The organism is Acinetobacter sp. ANC 5378 (assembly GCF_013004315.1).
Lineage (GTDB): Bacteria > Pseudomonadota > Gammaproteobacteria > Pseudomonadales > Moraxellaceae > Acinetobacter.
In genome coordinates, this window is sequence record NZ_JABERK010000043.1 from 1 (window position 1) to 16,078 (window position 16,078).

At 42.7% G+C, this 16,078-nt stretch carries 15 protein-coding genes and 1 pseudogene; 12 read left to right on the forward strand and 4 right to left on the reverse strand.

The window, feature by feature from the left end; genetic code table 11:
• Positions 1-114, forward strand: a pseudogene (locus tag HLH16_RS09420) (IS30 family transposase); the annotation flags it as partial.
• A 56-nt stretch (positions 115-170) separates the two neighbouring features.
• Here HLH16_RS09420 and HLH16_RS09425 read toward each other — a convergent pair.
• Positions 171-1,373, reverse strand: a complete 1,203-nt coding sequence (locus HLH16_RS09425; protein ID WP_252151806.1) for a GGDEF domain-containing protein — start codon at positions 1,371-1,373, stop codon at positions 171-173.
• 400 nt (positions 1,374-1,773) lie between these two features.
• On the opposite strand from HLH16_RS09425, the gene HLH16_RS09430 reads away from it, so the two are divergent.
• From HLH16_RS09430 to HLH16_RS09440, 3 genes are all read left to right on the forward strand, one after another.
• Positions 1,774-2,721, forward strand: coding sequence for a pirin family protein (locus tag HLH16_RS09430; protein WP_131290615.1), 948 nt, complete (start codon positions 1,774-1,776; stop codon positions 2,719-2,721).
• A 27-nt stretch (positions 2,722-2,748) separates the two neighbouring features.
• Positions 2,749-3,147 carry an OsmC family protein gene (locus HLH16_RS09435; protein ID WP_171529133.1) on the forward strand — a complete coding sequence of 133 codons (399 nt, stop codon included), beginning with the start codon at positions 2,749-2,751 and terminating at the stop codon, positions 3,145-3,147.
• Between the two features lie 98 nt (positions 3,148-3,245).
• Positions 3,246-3,893: a glutathione S-transferase gene (locus HLH16_RS09440; protein WP_131290609.1), complete on the forward strand. Its 648-nt coding sequence runs from the start codon at positions 3,246-3,248 to the stop codon at positions 3,891-3,893.
• A 23-nt stretch (positions 3,894-3,916) separates the two neighbouring features.
• On the opposite strand, the gene phoR is transcribed toward HLH16_RS09440, so the two are convergent.
• The 3 genes from phoR to HLH16_RS09455 all read right to left on the reverse strand — a co-directional run bounded on the left by phoR (position 3,917) and on the right by HLH16_RS09455 (position 6,941).
• Complete coding sequence (gene phoR / locus HLH16_RS09445; protein ID WP_171529134.1) at positions 3,917-5,275, reverse strand: phosphate regulon sensor histidine kinase PhoR; 1,359 nt, start codon at positions 5,273-5,275, stop codon at positions 3,917-3,919.
• A 25-nt stretch (positions 5,276-5,300) separates the two neighbouring features.
• Entirely contained in the window at positions 5,301-6,011 is a 711-nt protein-coding gene (gene phoB, locus HLH16_RS09450; RefSeq protein WP_171529135.1) for a phosphate regulon transcriptional regulator PhoB, read from the reverse strand.
• Positions 6,012-6,230: 219 nt separating this feature from the next.
• A complete protein-coding gene (locus HLH16_RS09455; RefSeq protein WP_131290599.1) occupies positions 6,231-6,941 on the reverse strand; it encodes a TetR/AcrR family transcriptional regulator in 711 nt (236 codons plus the stop codon).
• Between the two features lie 233 nt (positions 6,942-7,174).
• Here HLH16_RS09455 and HLH16_RS09460 point away from each other — a divergent pair, with 233 nt between their 5' ends.
• The 8 genes from HLH16_RS09460 (at position 7,175) to HLH16_RS09495 (ending at position 16,063) form a co-directional block, all read left to right on the forward strand.
• Positions 7,175-8,023: an SDR family NAD(P)-dependent oxidoreductase gene (locus HLH16_RS09460; protein ID WP_171529136.1), complete on the forward strand. Its 849-nt coding sequence runs from the start codon at positions 7,175-7,177 to the stop codon at positions 8,021-8,023.
• Between the two features lie 663 nt (positions 8,024-8,686).
• Positions 8,687-10,168 carry a putative porin gene (locus HLH16_RS09465; RefSeq protein ID WP_131290593.1) on the forward strand — a complete coding sequence of 494 codons (1,482 nt, stop codon included), beginning with the start codon at positions 8,687-8,689 and terminating at the stop codon, positions 10,166-10,168.
• Between the two features lie 24 nt (positions 10,169-10,192).
• On the forward strand, positions 10,193-11,239 hold the full coding sequence (locus HLH16_RS09470; protein ID WP_131290590.1) for an ABC transporter substrate-binding protein: 1,047 nt from the start codon (positions 10,193-10,195) through the stop codon (positions 11,237-11,239).
• Between the two features lie 24 nt (positions 11,240-11,263).
• Positions 11,264-12,514, forward strand: a complete 1,251-nt coding sequence (locus HLH16_RS09475; RefSeq protein ID WP_171529137.1) for an MFS transporter — start codon at positions 11,264-11,266, stop codon at positions 12,512-12,514.
• Positions 12,508-13,353, forward strand: coding sequence for an ABC transporter permease (locus tag HLH16_RS09480; protein WP_502699822.1), 846 nt, complete (start codon positions 12,508-12,510; stop codon positions 13,351-13,353). Before HLH16_RS09475 ends, HLH16_RS09480 begins: the two co-directional genes overlap by 7 nt.
• A 2-nt stretch (positions 13,354-13,355) precedes the next feature.
• Positions 13,356-14,168, forward strand: coding sequence for an ABC transporter permease (locus tag HLH16_RS09485; protein ID WP_131290581.1), 813 nt, complete (start codon positions 13,356-13,358; stop codon positions 14,166-14,168).
• Between the two features lie 11 nt (positions 14,169-14,179).
• Positions 14,180-15,208 carry an ABC transporter substrate-binding protein gene (locus HLH16_RS09490; RefSeq protein ID WP_131290578.1) on the forward strand — a complete coding sequence of 343 codons (1,029 nt, stop codon included), beginning with the start codon at positions 14,180-14,182 and terminating at the stop codon, positions 15,206-15,208.
• 21 nt (positions 15,209-15,229) lie between these two features.
• Positions 15,230-16,063, forward strand: a complete 834-nt coding sequence (locus HLH16_RS09495) for an ABC transporter ATP-binding protein (protein ID WP_131290575.1) — start codon at positions 15,230-15,232, stop codon at positions 16,061-16,063.
• Positions 16,064-16,078 lie beyond the last annotated feature (15 nt).

The window sequence follows — 16,078 nt, forward strand, 5'->3', positions numbered from 1 at the left end:
GAGCGGATAGAACAGATAGAGACTGCTCTAAATAATCGTCCTAGAAAGACACTGGGCTGGTATACACCCAGTGATATTATGGCTGGTTTTTATACTGTTGCACTTGCCGCTTGAATCCGCCTATATTTATAAAATATATTAAGACCATTTTGATGAAGATAATTTTTTAATTATTCATAATTAAAAATCGCAACCTGATTGCGTCCATTTTTCTTGGCTTGATAAAGGGCAATATCTGCATTTTTAATCAGTAAATTCAAATCATTTTGATGCGGTTGCAGTTGGGATACCCCAATAGATACGCTAAAATTGAAATAGAATTTATCTTTAATACAGATTTGATGACTTTCAATGATTCGGCACAATCGATTCGCAATCGTGACTGCATCTTCTAGTGTGGTATTTGGCAGTAATGCAATAAATTCCTCACCACCAAAACGGGCTAACACATCGGTGTGCCGCATTTCCTTGCGAGCAATTTCAGCAAGCACCCGAAGCACTTCATCCCCTATATCATGTCCATAGGTGTCATTAATGTTTTTGAAAAAGTCGATATCCAGCATCAATAAACAGGCTAAATTATATTTTGGCCATTTCTGAATGGCTTGTTCAGCAACCTGCAAAAACTGGCGACGATTATTGAGTTGAGTTAATTCATCTGTATGTGCCAGTTCACTTAAGGCATAGTAGTTCCAGTCATTTAATAGAACCCGTAAAAAATTGCGTTTTGAATTTAAAGTATTATTCCAGCTGATATACATGCTGAGGAGTAAAACAGGGACATAGATGAGAGAAAATAAAACCATTTCATCCAGGCTGACCAACTGAAATACACCATAAAAAATGACAGCACTAATCAGCAAAGAGGTGAAAATTGAATTTCGAAAAGAAACTTGTACAGATAAATTGCCCAATAAAATAAAAATCACAGCGGCATATATATACGTGGTCACGATTGGACTATGTGACAAAACCAGAAGATCTAGCCATAGTGCAACTGCTACCGCGACGTATATGGGAAGTAAGCTGTCTATAATTTTAATATTTTTGCAGTAACGAAAGGCGATTCCGTTGATTAATATTGCACAGACCACAAGAATAATCCGTGAAATACCTGAAAGCATGCCAATTTCAGGGATCAGCAACCAGTCTACAAAAAAGTAACTTAAAAATGTAATCTGACCAATAAAATTGACGCATTTTAAAAATTGTCGTTGGTGTTTATTTTGATAGTCCAAGTAATATTGTTGAAATTGATCCGGAATACGTGTGGCTGGATCTCGTAATTCTTGTTCTATCACTTTTTGATTTTCAGCAGTACACAGCTGCTTTGGTAAAATATAAGCAGCCTCATGATTTGAATTTTTATCCACATTTGTCCCAATCTGATCAGGATTTTTATCATTGTTGTTATGAGAAATTTTTTGATCTCCCCTAAACATGGAGATACCCCTTTCTGTGTGGGATTCATAAAGCAAGAATAATAGGGATAGTAATGAATTTTGTATATAACTTAAACAATTAATGGGGTGGGCAATTGTGACAAAATTTTATTTATATATAAAATTCATATGAATAGGACATGAATAGTGGGGTGGGTAAAGAATGAAGAGATTGTTTTATTAAGGAAAATTTCAAAAGTAATATTGTCCTATACATGGTATTCAGCGTATTAACTTAACTATAGGCTGAATCTGTAAGAGCCTATATGATCATAAGAATAGATTCAGGACATTCAAGAACGGTTTAGTCCGTACGATTCAGGATAAAAATATGACCAATAGCAACTATATAGAGCTTTCTGATTCAGATGATTGTGAAAAATACGTGAATCAATTTATTCAGGAGTTTCCTTTACGTAGCGCGGAAATTGGGCAGGGAACCGTGATCAAACGCGCTTTGCCAAGTCGCCATAAACGCTTAATTGGGGCATGGTGTTTCTTGGATCATGCCGGTCCCGTGACTTTTCCGCAAGGTGATGGCTTAGATGTTGGGCCGCATCCACATATAGGTTTGCAGACCTTTACCTGGATGATTGAAGGCACCATGATGCATACTGATAGTTTGGGTACAAAACAGTTACTTCGCCCGAAGCAGGTCAATTTGATGACCGCAGGTTATGGGATTTCACATGCTGAAGTTGCACCAGAAACTGAAACCCATATGCATGCTGCACAGCTCTGGATTGCGTTGCCAGATGATAAAATGAATATGGCGCCCTGTTTTGATCATTATCCAGAACTTCCAGTCGTAGAAAAAGATCAGGTCGAATTTACCGTATTGGTCGGCGAGTTTTTAAAAACTAAATCACCGGTAGCCGTACATACAGAATTACTCGGGGTGGATTTAACGGCAAAAGAATCAACTACCACCCGAATTAAACTCAATCCAAAATTTGAATACGGTTTCATGGCTTTGGATGGCGGTGCTGTCGTGAATGGTCATGAACTGACTGAAGACAATATGGTCGTTCTTGAGCCGGGGGTGGTCGAAATTGAAATCCAGCTGCATGCGGGTAGCCGTATTCTACTGTTGGGTGGGGAACCTTTTGAGTCGCCAATATTATTGTGGTGGAACTTTGTCGGTCGTACTCAGGAGGAGCTTTGCAAGGCTCGTGACCACTGGATTGAACAAGATGAACGCTTTGGCAATATTCCTGATTATCCAGGACCACGCTTAGAAGCGCCGGCATTCCCAGATAAAATGCGTGCCTCTAAATAAAAATAACATTTAGGAATGATCATCCTCATGGCCATTATTGCAAATGCAGAAGTACACAGCTTGGCTGAACCTTGGTCGGGCGAGATCAAGACGGGTACACACCAATTTATGACGGATAAACCCGAATCTTTTGGTGGGCAGGATAAAGGCCCTGCACCTTATGATTTGATTTATTCAGGTTTGATTTCTTGTACCATGATTACGCTACGCATGTATGCCAGTCATAAAGGCATAGAGTTGGGTGAGTTTTCTGTTGAAGCCGATTTTAATGCCAATAAAGAAGGCAAAGAGTGGATTGAACGCCGTTTGTCGTTTGCACAACCCTTGTCGGATGAGCTTAAACAAAAGGTTTTAGAGATCAGCAGTAAAATGCCAGTGACCAAAACATTATTACGTAGCTTAGACATCAATACTGTACTTGTCTAAGTTGATGAACCGATTGAAATGACATTTTGTGTAAAGCAGGATGTCATTTTTTTAGGGCTATGCGTATAGTCAAAGCAGAAAAAATAGAGAGCAAAATAATGATTACCTTGCATCACTTAGATCAATCGCGTTCTTTTCGAATTTTATGGGCTTTAGAGGAGCTGGCTCTGAATTATCAGGTCAAGTTTTATAAACGCTTGCCCACTTTTGCCGCACCGCCTGAATTAAAACTGGTTCATCCTTTAGCTAAAGCACCGGTATTGACCGATGCTGATCAAACCATTGCCGAATCTGCGGTGATTTTGCAATATCTGCAAGAAACCTATGACCAACAACAGCAATTTAAACTGCAGAATAAGAAAGATCAGCAGCAATATCGCTATTGGATGCATTATGCGGAAGGTTCATTGATGCCATTGTTGGTGATGCAATTGGTAATGAACAATGTACCGAAACAAGTACCCTGGCTGGTAAAGCCGGTCGCGAAAAAAATTACAGCAGGGGTGAAGGCTGGGTTTATTCAACCGCGTTTAAAAGATCATATTAACTATCTGGAAGATTATTTGGCGAAGCATGAATATGTGGCAGGCGATTTTTCTTTTGCCGATATTCAGATGGGTTTTCCGTTAGAGGTCATTCAGTCAAGAACATCAGGGTTATATCCTTATATCGCAGCCTATATAAAACGTTTGGCTGAGCGTCCAGCTTATCAGCGAGCAAAGTTTAAAGAACAGAACCTGGCTTAGATTAAGCCAGATGTACTATACGTCTAGCTCATGTGATAGAGGCGTTCTTTAGGGAAGATTACTTTAAAGGTTGAGCCCTGGTTTTCTTTCGATTCAATTTCTAAATGTGCGCCGTGTTGCATCAACACATGTTTGACAATAGCCAGTCCTAGACCGGTTCCACCGGTTTGACGGCTACGTGCACTATCGACACGATAGAAACGCTCGGTCAAACGCGGCAGATGTTTGGGGTCAATCCCGATCCCGGTATCTTCAACGGTAAAGATGCCGTGCTCGCCATCATCATGCCAGCCCATGGTAATGGTTCCACCTTTAGGGGTGTATTTAATGGCATTGGTAATCAGGTTGCTGAAAGCACTGGCCAGTTCGGTATCTGAACCAATCAGGTCGCAATGACTGTCAATATCTAGATTCAGCGTGTGGTGATAGTCAACGTTGTAGGCTTGAGCATCATCAAACAGCTGGTTCATCAGACTCGGCATTTCAATAATCTGGTTCTTGGCAATTTGCTTGCTGCTTTCTAAACGAGAGAGCAGCAATAGGTCATTGACCAAGGCATTCATACGTTTAGTTTGTGCCTGCATCTGGTCAAAGGCACGTTTCCAGCGTGGATTTAAATCTTCTTGATCGGTAAAGGTTTCAATATAACCACTGAGTACAGTCAAGGGTGTACGCAGTTCATGGGAAATATTGTCGACAAAGTCTTTACGCATTTGTTCCAGATTATGCATGCGGGTGACGTCATAGGCCACCAATAGACGGCTCTCGCCACCAAAACGGGTCATTTTGACTTGTACATAATGGTCTTCAAAGGCTGAAGATTTCATTTTCAAGCCGTCGGGCGCATCGTCGATATTGTTGAAATATTGAATAAAATTTGGCTGACGCAGCAGGGTTAAAATATTACGACCCCGATCTAAAGGTTTTATCCCGAGTAACTTTTCCGCTGCGGGATTCCACCATTCAATTTGATGTAAGTCATCAATCAGAACCACGGCTTCGGCTAGCGCAACCAGTGAAGATTGTGCGCGGTCAATTAAGCCGACCATTTCTGCTTGTACAATACGTTCTTGGCGCTGTGCGCGATAAACATTAAACAGTAATGCGCCCCAGATGCCATCCAAGTTGGGCGGAACATCATAAGGACGGTTAGAAATCCATTCATTCACCAAATACAGTGAACGGAGTTGCAGAGTAAAAAATATCGCGAAAGCGATGAAAATAAAAATCCAAAAATACCCAATCCCGATACCCATTAAAGCTGCAATAAGCAGTAAAAAAGCCAGTAAACGTAAATCTTGCTTGGCAAAAGTCCATAAACTGCTGTAACGGAATTGTTTATGTTCTCGTGCAATTTCCGGGATGGGGTAGGGTTCATACATAAAATGTGATTTACCTAAAAAACGACTAACCTAAAGCGACATCCGCGCGGGTAGAAAAACGGTAACCTGTGCCACGAACGGTTTGTATATAGCGGTCAACCCCAAAAGGTTCCAGCACTTTACGTAAACGGCGAATATGCACGTCAATGGTACGGTCTTCAATATATACGTTACCACCCCAAACCTGATCAAGCAATTGAGCACGGGTATAGGCACGTTCGGGATGGGTCATGAAGAATGCCAATAAACGGTATTCTGTTGGCCCCATCTCTAGAATATTATCACCGTAACTGACGCGCTGGCTGACCGGATCAAGTATCAGGCCATTGGCATCAATGGTTTTTTCGCCACTTAAGGCATTGGCACGACGTAATACCGCTTTAATACGCGAAACCAGTTCTCGGGTCGAGAAAGGTTTGGTCATATAGTCGTCTGCGCCCGCATCGAGACCTTGTACTTTATGGTCTTCTTCACCGCGTGCAGTCAGCATGATCACTGGAATTTCATTTAAGCTTTCATCGCGTTTTAAGCGGCGGCAGAGGTCAACCCCGCTGATACCACCCGGTAACATCCAATCTAATAAAATAAGCGCAGGGCGTTGATCCACGATCATCTGGTGGGCTTGTTTAGCATCTTCTGCCTGTAAGCATTGAAAGCCTGCCATGTCTAAAGATGTATGAATCATCTCTCGAATGGGAAGTTCGTCATCGACGATTAATATATAGTCATCTTTCACAACGCAATATCCTATTTGATGTTAACGGTGAACCGTTTTGTATTTTATGACAGGCTTATTACAAAGATTAATTATGACAGTATCATTGCAGAAAAGGGGGGTATGCCAATTTTCGCAAAGAAATGTGACAATTTTTATACTGAAAAATTAACAATTTAAAATAAATCAGTCATCTAAATATAATGAATTCAACGTATTGGGTGAATTTTAACCTGAAGATTAAGATGAACTTTCTTTTTTCATTATTTTTTCTTTTTCTGAAAAAGTATCCAGCAATGATAGAAAAACAATACTGCAAGACGATAAAACCTCTTGCATCGACTGCTTAAAGCCACTGACCACCCAGCGAATCGCAATTTGAGTGACATAGCCATTCAGTCCGGTTGCAACGAGTGAAATTTCACGTTCAGAACGGTCAATATGCGGCATCATTAACATGACAAAGGCATGAATCATGCGGTCAAAACGCAACATGGTTTCATGAATGGTGGCTTGGTTATGCAGCTCTTGAACCAGCATGGCATCGATATAAATAATCCGTGCCATACCTGGATTATCTTTTAAGGTGGTCAGTAAGGCGGTTAAGCCTGATTCAATCATTTTGCGTGGGTCGGTCGAGGCCTGCATGATGGCCTGCATGACATTGTGCTGCAATTGATCGATCAATTTTAAAAAGATGGTTTGAAACAGTTCATCACTTTTCTTAAAAGATTCATAGAAATAGCGTTCGGTCAGTTTGGCTTCATTGCAAATATCTTTTACGGTCACCGCAAAAAAACCATGCGTGCCATAAGCTTCAATGCCTGCTTCAATCAGCTTTTCACGACGTGCCTGTTTGCGCTCAGTTAAAGACAGGCCTTTAAATTGACGTTCTTTGCTTTTCGACGGCTTATTTTGTTGTTGTTCAAGATTTTCGTGTGGTTCAGTCATAAATATGGTGTGCCGAATTCAATCTGGGTTTTGCCCTATGTTAACAATAATTTATTCACACACCTATGCTGAAAATGGCCAGATGGTCTTCGATCTTGCTATTGATCATATATTATATTGACAATGAGTATTGTCAAAATTATATTGGATGTATGAACTGCCCATCATCCCAACAGAAAAACAATCGAGATGTTGAGGTGAATGGTGCAGAAAAAATTGGATAAGGATGAGTCATGAAAAATTTTAAAAATAAAGTCGCAGCCATTACCGGTGCGGGTTCAGGTATTGGTCAGCAATTGGCTGTACTTTTGGCAAAGCAAGGTTGCCATTTATCGTTAAGTGATGTGAATGAACAGGGATTGGCACAAACAGTTGAACTGGTCAGAGACAGTCATGTCCGGGTGACGACGAAAAAAGTCAATGTGGCCAAGCTTGAAGAAGTGCGTGACTGGGCCGCCGAAACCGTTAAGGATCACGGTTCAGTGAACATGATTTTTAACAATGCTGGGGTCGCACTGGGTTCAACCGTTGAAGGGGCAAGTTACGAAGAACTGGAATGGATTGTGAATATTAACTTCTGGGGTGTGGTCTATGGCACCAAAGAGTTTTTACCTTTAATCAAGAAATCTGGCGAAGGGCATATCATCAATATTTCCAGTCTGTTTGGTTTAACGGCTCAACCAACCCAGTCTGCATATAACGCCACCAAATTTGCGGTACGTGGTTTTACTGAATCACTGCGTCAGGAACTGGACATGGAAAATTGTGGCGTAAGTGCGCTATGTGTTCACCCGGGCGGTATTCGTACCAATATTGCCAATGCGGCAAAAATGAATGACAGCATTCGAAACTTAGGTATGCATCCGGAAAAATCGGCAGAATCCTTTAATAAATTATTACGTTGCCCACCAGAAGAAGCAGCACGTCAAATCATTGAAGCAGTGCAAAAAGATAAACGCCGTTTATTGATTGGTAATGATGCCAAAGCTATTGATCTGATGCAGCGCATTTTGCCGACTGGTTATCAGCGTATCATGGCATTCGCTACAAAATTAGGCAATAAAAGCAAGAAATCTGCTTAAACCAAAGCGCTTAAAAACCCGCAAATCGCGGGTTTTTTTATGCCTTAAAATTGCGGTATTTCGAATACTCAAAAAATTATTTTTCCTTAAGTTTTAGCTTATAAATTGAAGCTGGAGCAGATGTTTAAAAAGCAGCCTTATATCTAAAAATAAGAAATAAAAATATAGAAACAAGCTGATTTGAAATAAGCAAGTGTTGAAATATCAACACACATACCGCGTTAAAACCAACATGCCTGGTTGGAATAAAAACAATAAATTTATTAAAAACAATAATTTGTTGAGTTGGCACGGTTGTTGCGAAATAACAGAAACTAAAATATGAAGAATAGGTCAAAACCTATGCGCAATTTAAATCATTTAAAAGTAAAACCGCAGTGCTTGAGTATAGCCCACATGACTTCAGCTGATTTAGTGATGTGCATGACTATGTGTGGCTGTACACGCTGTCGCTAATAGAAATTGATTTAAAAAATGGCTGTTGGATGATCTGGATTATGGATCACGTGAATCATCCGAAATTCGTTTCAGGAAATAAAGAAAAACTGAAGAAAAAACAGGCCGCATAACCCGTATTTCCCACGCACTACATTTACCCCCAGGTCTTTGGCTTGGGGTTGGGGCAACTTTGCGCTTTGGGGCACAAAAAAGTGAAATGAGAGTATGAAAAAAACGTCGTTAAACCTTGCAGTAGCATTAATTTTATCTGCAAGCAGTCCATTGAGTTTTGCCAGTGACGCTGACTTACAACAGCAGCTGAGCAGCTTGAAACAACAAGTTGAAAGCCTGCAACAGCGCTTAAATGCTGTTGAAGCACAACCCCAAGCCAAAGCTGCTGTTGTGGTACCAGTGAATGACAGCGTAGAAAGTCACAGCAGTGAAGACGCCGATGGCTCTGAATTGGCTGCAGGCCCAACGCCAGCAACCTCGGATGATATTGAAGGTTTACGTGCCGATTTAGAAAACTATAAATATGATCAGTCGCGGCAGTACGAACGCCAAACGGTCAAGTCGACACGTGACACGACTTTATTTGGCACCGTTCAACTGCGTACCAATGTTCAAGACAATAACACTGCACCGAATACACCAAAATCAACCTTTGATATCGGCACAGCATTACTGGGCGTACGCGGTAATTTATTTAAAGATTATAACGAAGGTAAAAACCTCGATTACCAGGCCTCTTTTGGTTATTCAAAACGTAATGATGGCAGCAACAACAGTAACTTTAACCTGTTAGATGCTTATTTACGTTATCACGTATTTTCCACCAATGGTGGTGCAGAAATTTCCAAGTTGAATTTAACCTTGGGTCAGCAATTGCTGCCTTTTGGTCTAGATGTTCAATCACCTGAAGATTTACGCCCAACCATTAGCACCGCCACTGCACCCACCTATCTGGGTTTGTTTACCCGCCAAAATGGCTTGATTGTCCGTGGCGATGCCAAGCCCTTTGTCGACTACGGTGCGAACTATCGCGCACCGTTGTTTGAATATGCAATTGGTGTGACCAACGGAAATGGTAGCAACAAAACCGATGACAATAATGGCAAAGATTATATCGGCCGTGTGGCATTCACTTTGCCGGTGGACTATGCCAGCTGGTTACGTGAATTCAAAGTTGGTGCATCTTATATCAAAGGCGAAGCAAAATTATCCGGCTCAGGCATCAGCGATAACAAGGCAAAACGTGATCGGCTGGGTTTCGATATCTATTACAACCATGCACCGTTTGGTGTGACCTATGAATATCTGCAAGGCAAGACCGATTATATCGACACGACTGCAATTACTGTAAAAGAAGCCAATGCAGAAGGGCATACCTTTACCGCGTTTTATACCTTGGGTGACCAGTTCTATAACAGTATTAAATCCAATGCCAAATTTGACGATTTCTGGCCGAAATCGATTCAAGGTTACTACCGTTATGACAGCTATAACCCAAATAAAAATCAGCAAAATTATCTGGATACAGTCAGTGGCCGCATTGGTGAATATGACATTCATTCACTTGGCCTAAACCTGTTTTTTGCCCAGACCACCAAATTCCAGTTGCAGCTCAATCACTACACCTACGACATTGAAGCCGCATCACAAAAAGACAGCAACGAATTGCAAGCGCAATTCCAATACACCTTTTAATTTTGATTGTTAAGGAACAGTTCGATGAAACTTTTTTCTAAAAAAATTGCGGCAACATTTTTAGCACTCTCTGCATTCGGTTTAAGTTTACACATCCATGCAGCCAACCCGAAAGAAATCCGAATTTCTATGTCCAGTGCCGGTGAAGGGGGCAAACCTAAAGTAGGGGGGAGCTTTGCCGCTTCAGCGCATCTACGTGGAGTGTTGGAACAGGAATTTAAGAAAGATGGCATTGCTGTGAAGTGGTTATTCTTTCCGGGCGCAGGCCCTGCAACCAATGAAGCCTTAGCCAACGGTAAAGTCGATTTTGCTTTACATGGGGATTTGCCGTCATTGGTGGGTCGTTCTACTGGACTTAAAACCAAAGTATTGTTCTCCACGGGGCATTTTGGGCCAGTATATGTGGCCGTACCAGCCGGTTCTGGCGCGAAGTCTTTTGCTGACCTTAAAGGTAAAAAATTCTCAATCTTTAAAGGGACCAATGGCCAAATCGTCTTTAATCGCATCTTGGAAAAATATGGCTTTACTGAACGTGATCTACGTGTGATTTCACAAGATGGTTACTCAGCACGCACTTCTTTAGCGACAGGAGACATCGACGCCACGATTACTTCACCCTTTAGTCTGGTTTCACGTGGAGTCGCAAAGACACTCATTGAAATTAAAGATCCAAAAGTTGCCCCCGTAGCACATTTTTGGGTAACCGAAAGTTTTGAAAAACAATATCCAGAAGTAACTCAGCGCGTGGTCACCACATTCATTAAACAGGCAAAATGGAGTTCAGAAGAAGCCAACCGTGTGACCCAATATAAGCTGTGGTCACAAAGCGGTACTCCACTGGTCGATTACCAAAAAACCTGGGATGGCTGGAACCTCAAAGACCGTAATTCGCCCTTACTGGATGAGTTTCATCGTGCACAAATTGACAGCGCATTAAAAATTGCCAAAGAAGCCCGCTTAATACGTCGTGATGTCGATACCAAAACCTGGTATGAGCCTAAGTATTTAAACAATGCTTTAAAAGAACTGAATTTGCAGAACTATTGGCGTGCATTTAATGCCAATGGTTAGCCGAAATAATTCAGGGACATGGTTATGAATCCGATTGAAAGCAATGTTGTCACTACACCGTTAACCGCGAAATTCATGAGCAGTTTTGTGCTCCTCACGATTATTGCCGGTTTGGGCGTGGGCGTTGCCCGTATCCTGATTTCATTGTACGCCGTGCAACTTGAGGCGACTGAGCTTCAGTTGGGACTGATTGCGGCAGCGCAAAGTATCGGCATTTTGTTTATGGCGCTGCCGATCGGTGTTTTGGTGCAGCGTCTCGGTTCACTGAAAGTTTTTAGTCTGGGTAGTGTGATCGGGGCAGTTTTATATGCACTGACTCCGCTGCAAGAAAGTGCCTGGTATTTACTGGTATTGACTGCCTTGGTGAGCTTTGTTTTACCGATGCGTTTTGTCTCGATTAATACGGTTTTCCTCAGCAACTTAAAACGCCTCGGGCCAGCTAAAGCCGGCTGGTTCCGCGGTTCACACATGATGGGATTTTTCCTGATTGCTCCAGCTTTGACCGTATTGCTGATTCAGCATTTTGGTTATGGCAGCAGTTTTTACTGTGTCGCTGTGATGTTTCTGGCCACGCTATTTTTTGCCCCTTTTTGTTTTCAGAAAACTTATCAAACTGCAGCCAATGCACCCCGCTTTCAATGGCGTGATGTGCTGGCTCCACTTGCATTACTGAAAACCCATGCCGCATTGCGAATGGTTTGTGCCTTAGAGTTTTTAAGCAGCGTCGCGAATAACTATTTTGGTTTTTTTATTGTCGTTATCGCCATTCAAAGTTTCTCCATGTCGGAATCGGTCGCGGTGATGTTACTCACCACCCAAGGTATTGTGTTTGTTGGCTCACTTTTCACACTGGGTGGCTTGGCTGAACTGATTGGCTATTCGAAATTTTACTGGATCGGGTTGAGTTTGATCAGCAGTGCCTTACTGATTTTGGCATTGACTCCAGTGACGTTTTGGATGTGGCCGGCATCGCTGATGCTGGGACTCGGTTTGGGCATGTTGCACATTGCCAACTTTATGTCTTTTGCCAAAGTCGGAGAGCGAACCGCGATGGCAAAAATCTCACCGATTTTAGCTTTGGTGGGTCCGGCTGGCGGCTTGTTTGGCGGCTTTTTAGGCGCAGCTTTTGGCGCCAGCATCGGCTTGCAAAATCTATTTTTCCCGATTGGTCTGGCGTTTATCGGACTGATTTTATTGATCTCTCGTGATCAGGCGTTTATTTCATTTTTAAAGCCTGATGATTCACAACAACTCGCAGAAGGACAAGAATCATGAGCCTTACGAATGTAAGCACACATTCGGTACAGTGGCAAAGTTACCGGAGTGCATTTGAATTTTTTAAGAAATACCTGAAAGTAACCTTGCAATTGGCTTGTGGTCTGCTGCTACCGGTGTTGTTGTTGGCTGTGTGGTATGTGGCAACCGTGCAGCAGTGGTTGCCTGAACAAATTTTGCCTGCACCGCAATTGGTGTGGAGCACCAGCGTAGAACTGTGGCATTCGGGCGATTTACAATTTCACTTTGCCATCAGCGCCAAACGTATTTTATGGAGCGTATCACTGGGTGTCAGTCTTGGACTGAGCTTGGGGATCTGGTTTGCTTTGTCACAACGCGCACAGCGTTTTGTCTTGCCGAGTATCAATTTACTGACCCAGTTCCCAATCATTGGCTGGATTCCATTGCTGATGATTTTCTTGGGCATTGATGAAGCCTTGAAGATTGTTGCGATCTCACTTGCGGTAATTTCTCCAGTATTGATTGCGACCTTTAAAGGCATTCAACAAGTATCAAACCGTTTGCTAGAAGTAGCGCAAGTTTATCAATTCTCTAAATTTCAGACCTTTTCTAAAGTGATTCTGCCTGCCAGTCTGCCGGCCATTATTAGTGGTTTGCGTCAAGGCGTAATGCAGGCATGGTTAGCTTTGGTCTTTGTCGAACTACTGGCCAGTAGTGAAGGCATTGGCTTTCTGATGGTATGGGGACGTCAATTGATGCAGATGGATATTATTTTCATGAGCATCATTTTAATTGGCATCACGGGCTTTGTTTTAGACAGTGTATTGGCTGCCTTTGAACGCCTTGCTCGTTTTTACGCAACACGAGTAGGAGGCTAATCATGTCAGAACTCAGTCTTGCAAAATCAGTAATCAGCGTAAATCCAGGGGTGGAAAAAAGTATCAAAGTGCTGCAAGCCTTGATTTTACCTATCACTTTTATTGCACTTTGGGCGCTAGCATCGGCTTTACAGTGGCTCGATCCTAAATTGATTCCATCGCCACTCACGGTACTAATGGGTGCTATCCAGAGCTTTAGCCAAGCTGAATTTTGGCAAGGGTTTGCCGCCAGCCTGAGCCGTAATTTTGTCGGCTATGCGATTGGCGCCAGTCTAGGTGTTGCCTTTGGTGTAGCTTTAGGCACCACGCGCTGGATCAACTGGCTATTCGCACCCGGTTTTAATGTGTTACGTCAGGTTTCACTGTTTGCATGGTTGCCGTTGATCTCGACCTTTTTAGGCTATGGCAACGGCGCAAAAATCTTGTTTATTAGTCTTTCAGTATTTTATCCCGTCGCCTTGCATAGCCTTGAAGGCGTGAGCAGCATCAGTGCGAAATACAGCGAAGTCGCAAGAGTCTATCAATTTCCCAAACTCTACACCTACCGCAAGCTGATTTTACCGGCAGCCAGTCCACAGATTTCTGTCGGTCTGCAACTGGGTTTGATTTTTGCCTGGCTGGCAACCGTGGGTTCCGAATTTCTATTGGCAAATTATGGTGTTGGACTGGGTAATCTGGTCATTCGTGGTCGTGAGCAGTTTAATGTGTCTTTGATTATTTTAGGCATGTTGAGCATTGGCATGGTTGGAGTGATTTTAAACAGCATCCTAGCCCGTATAGAACGAAAAGTACTGCGCTGGCAGCAGCGTAGCTAGGAGAAATAACAATGAAAATACTTCCTAAATTTTGGCAAAAAGCGCTGCTCGGTGCAGTGATTGCAACCAGTGTGATTGCTGGTTGTAGCACACAACAGCTGGAAAAAAATCCTGCCGCAGCAGTCACGCATTTACGTTATCAAAGTTATCCCGGTCTGGTGTCCTTGCCTGAGCTGGCACAAGACTTGGGTTATCTGGGTAAAATTAAACTGGATTATGTGGGTACGGTGCAAGGTGGCCCACAGGATTTACTAACCCTGGTTTCAGGCGATGTCGATTTTGCCTCTGCCTTTAATGGCGCCGTGGTGAAAGTGATTGCAGCGGGACTGGATGTCGTGCCAGTTGTTGCATCCTACGGTAGCGATACGGAAATGAACGTGGGTTTCTATGTACTGGAAAATAGTCCGATTCGTAGCGCACGTGATTTTATTGGTAAAAAAGTCGCGGTGAATGCCTTTGGCGCACATTATGAGTTTGTCATCAAAGATTACTTATTACGTCATGGTTTAACTGAAAAAGAAATTCGTGATGTGGAGCTGATTGTCTTGCCGCCGGTCAGTACCGAACAAGCGCTGCGAAATGGTCAAATTGATATTGCGGTGTTCTCAGGCATTTTAGAAAAACGCGCATTAAAGAGTGGTGGTGTGCGCCCGATCTTTAAAGACATTGAGTTATACGGTCCATTTACCGCGGGCAGTTATGCGATGCGTAAGGACTTTATTACAGAGCATCGTGATGCAGCAAAAACCTTTGTGAGCGGTGTCGCACGTGCGCAAGAGTGGTTACATCACACCCCGAAAGAACAAATCGTGGCGCGTATGGAAAGCATTATTGATAAACGTCAGCGCAACGAAACCAAAGTCCTGATTCCGTATTACACCGGAACAGGGGTAAAAGCGGTGGGTGGGGTACAAAAAGACCAAGACTTCGCGCCTTGGGTCAAGGCCTTGGTACAAGAACAAAAATTAAAACCGCATCAGCTCAATGTCAGCACGCTGTACAGCAACGAATTCAACCCTTATGCAGCGCAAAAAAATTAAGATTAGAAAAGGAATATCATAATGACCAGTGCCTTAAATTTAGATCATGTGTGCAAGGTTTTTCCTGCGCAAAATCATCCCAATAGCAAAAATTACAAACCTGAATTCATCGCGGTTGAAAATGTCACTTTAGATATCCAGCAAGGTGAATTTGTTTCCATTGTTGGGCCGAGTGGATGCGGTAAATCGACTTTACTTGACCTGATTGCCGGCTTAACCAAGCCATCTTCGGGGCAAATTTTACTCAGTGGCAAGCAAATTACTCAACCCGGTTTGGATCGCGGCATTGTGTTTCAGCAATACGCGCTTTATCCATGGCTGACCGCTTTGGAAAATATTGAATTTGGTCTGGAAGCCAAAGGCGTAGACAAGAAAACCCGCCGTGAAAAAGCCCAGTATTATTTGCAACTGGTGGGACTTTCAGGTTTTGAAAAACATTATCCGAATGAACTGTCAGGCGGCATGAAACAGCGTGTTGCGATTGCGCGCAGCTTGGCTTATGAACCTGAAATTTTGTTGATGGATGAACCCTTTGCTGCACTGGATGCACAAACCCGTGAAACCTTGCAAGAAGAGCTGATTAAAATCTGGCAAAGCTCGAAAAAAACCATTGTGTTCATTACCCATAGTATTGATGAAGCGATTTTCCTCAGCCAGCGTGTGGCGATTATGACCTCCAGACCGGGGCGAATTAAGGAAGTCATCAACATTCCAGCCAGCCTCAAAGCCAAAGGCGAGGACATCCGCTCCACGGCGGAATACGGCAAAATTCGTCATCAAATCTGGTCGCAACTCAGCGAAGAAGTGATTAAGGCGCAAGCACTCGAAAAAGACAAACAGCTTGCTCACGCATAAATAAAATTGAGGATT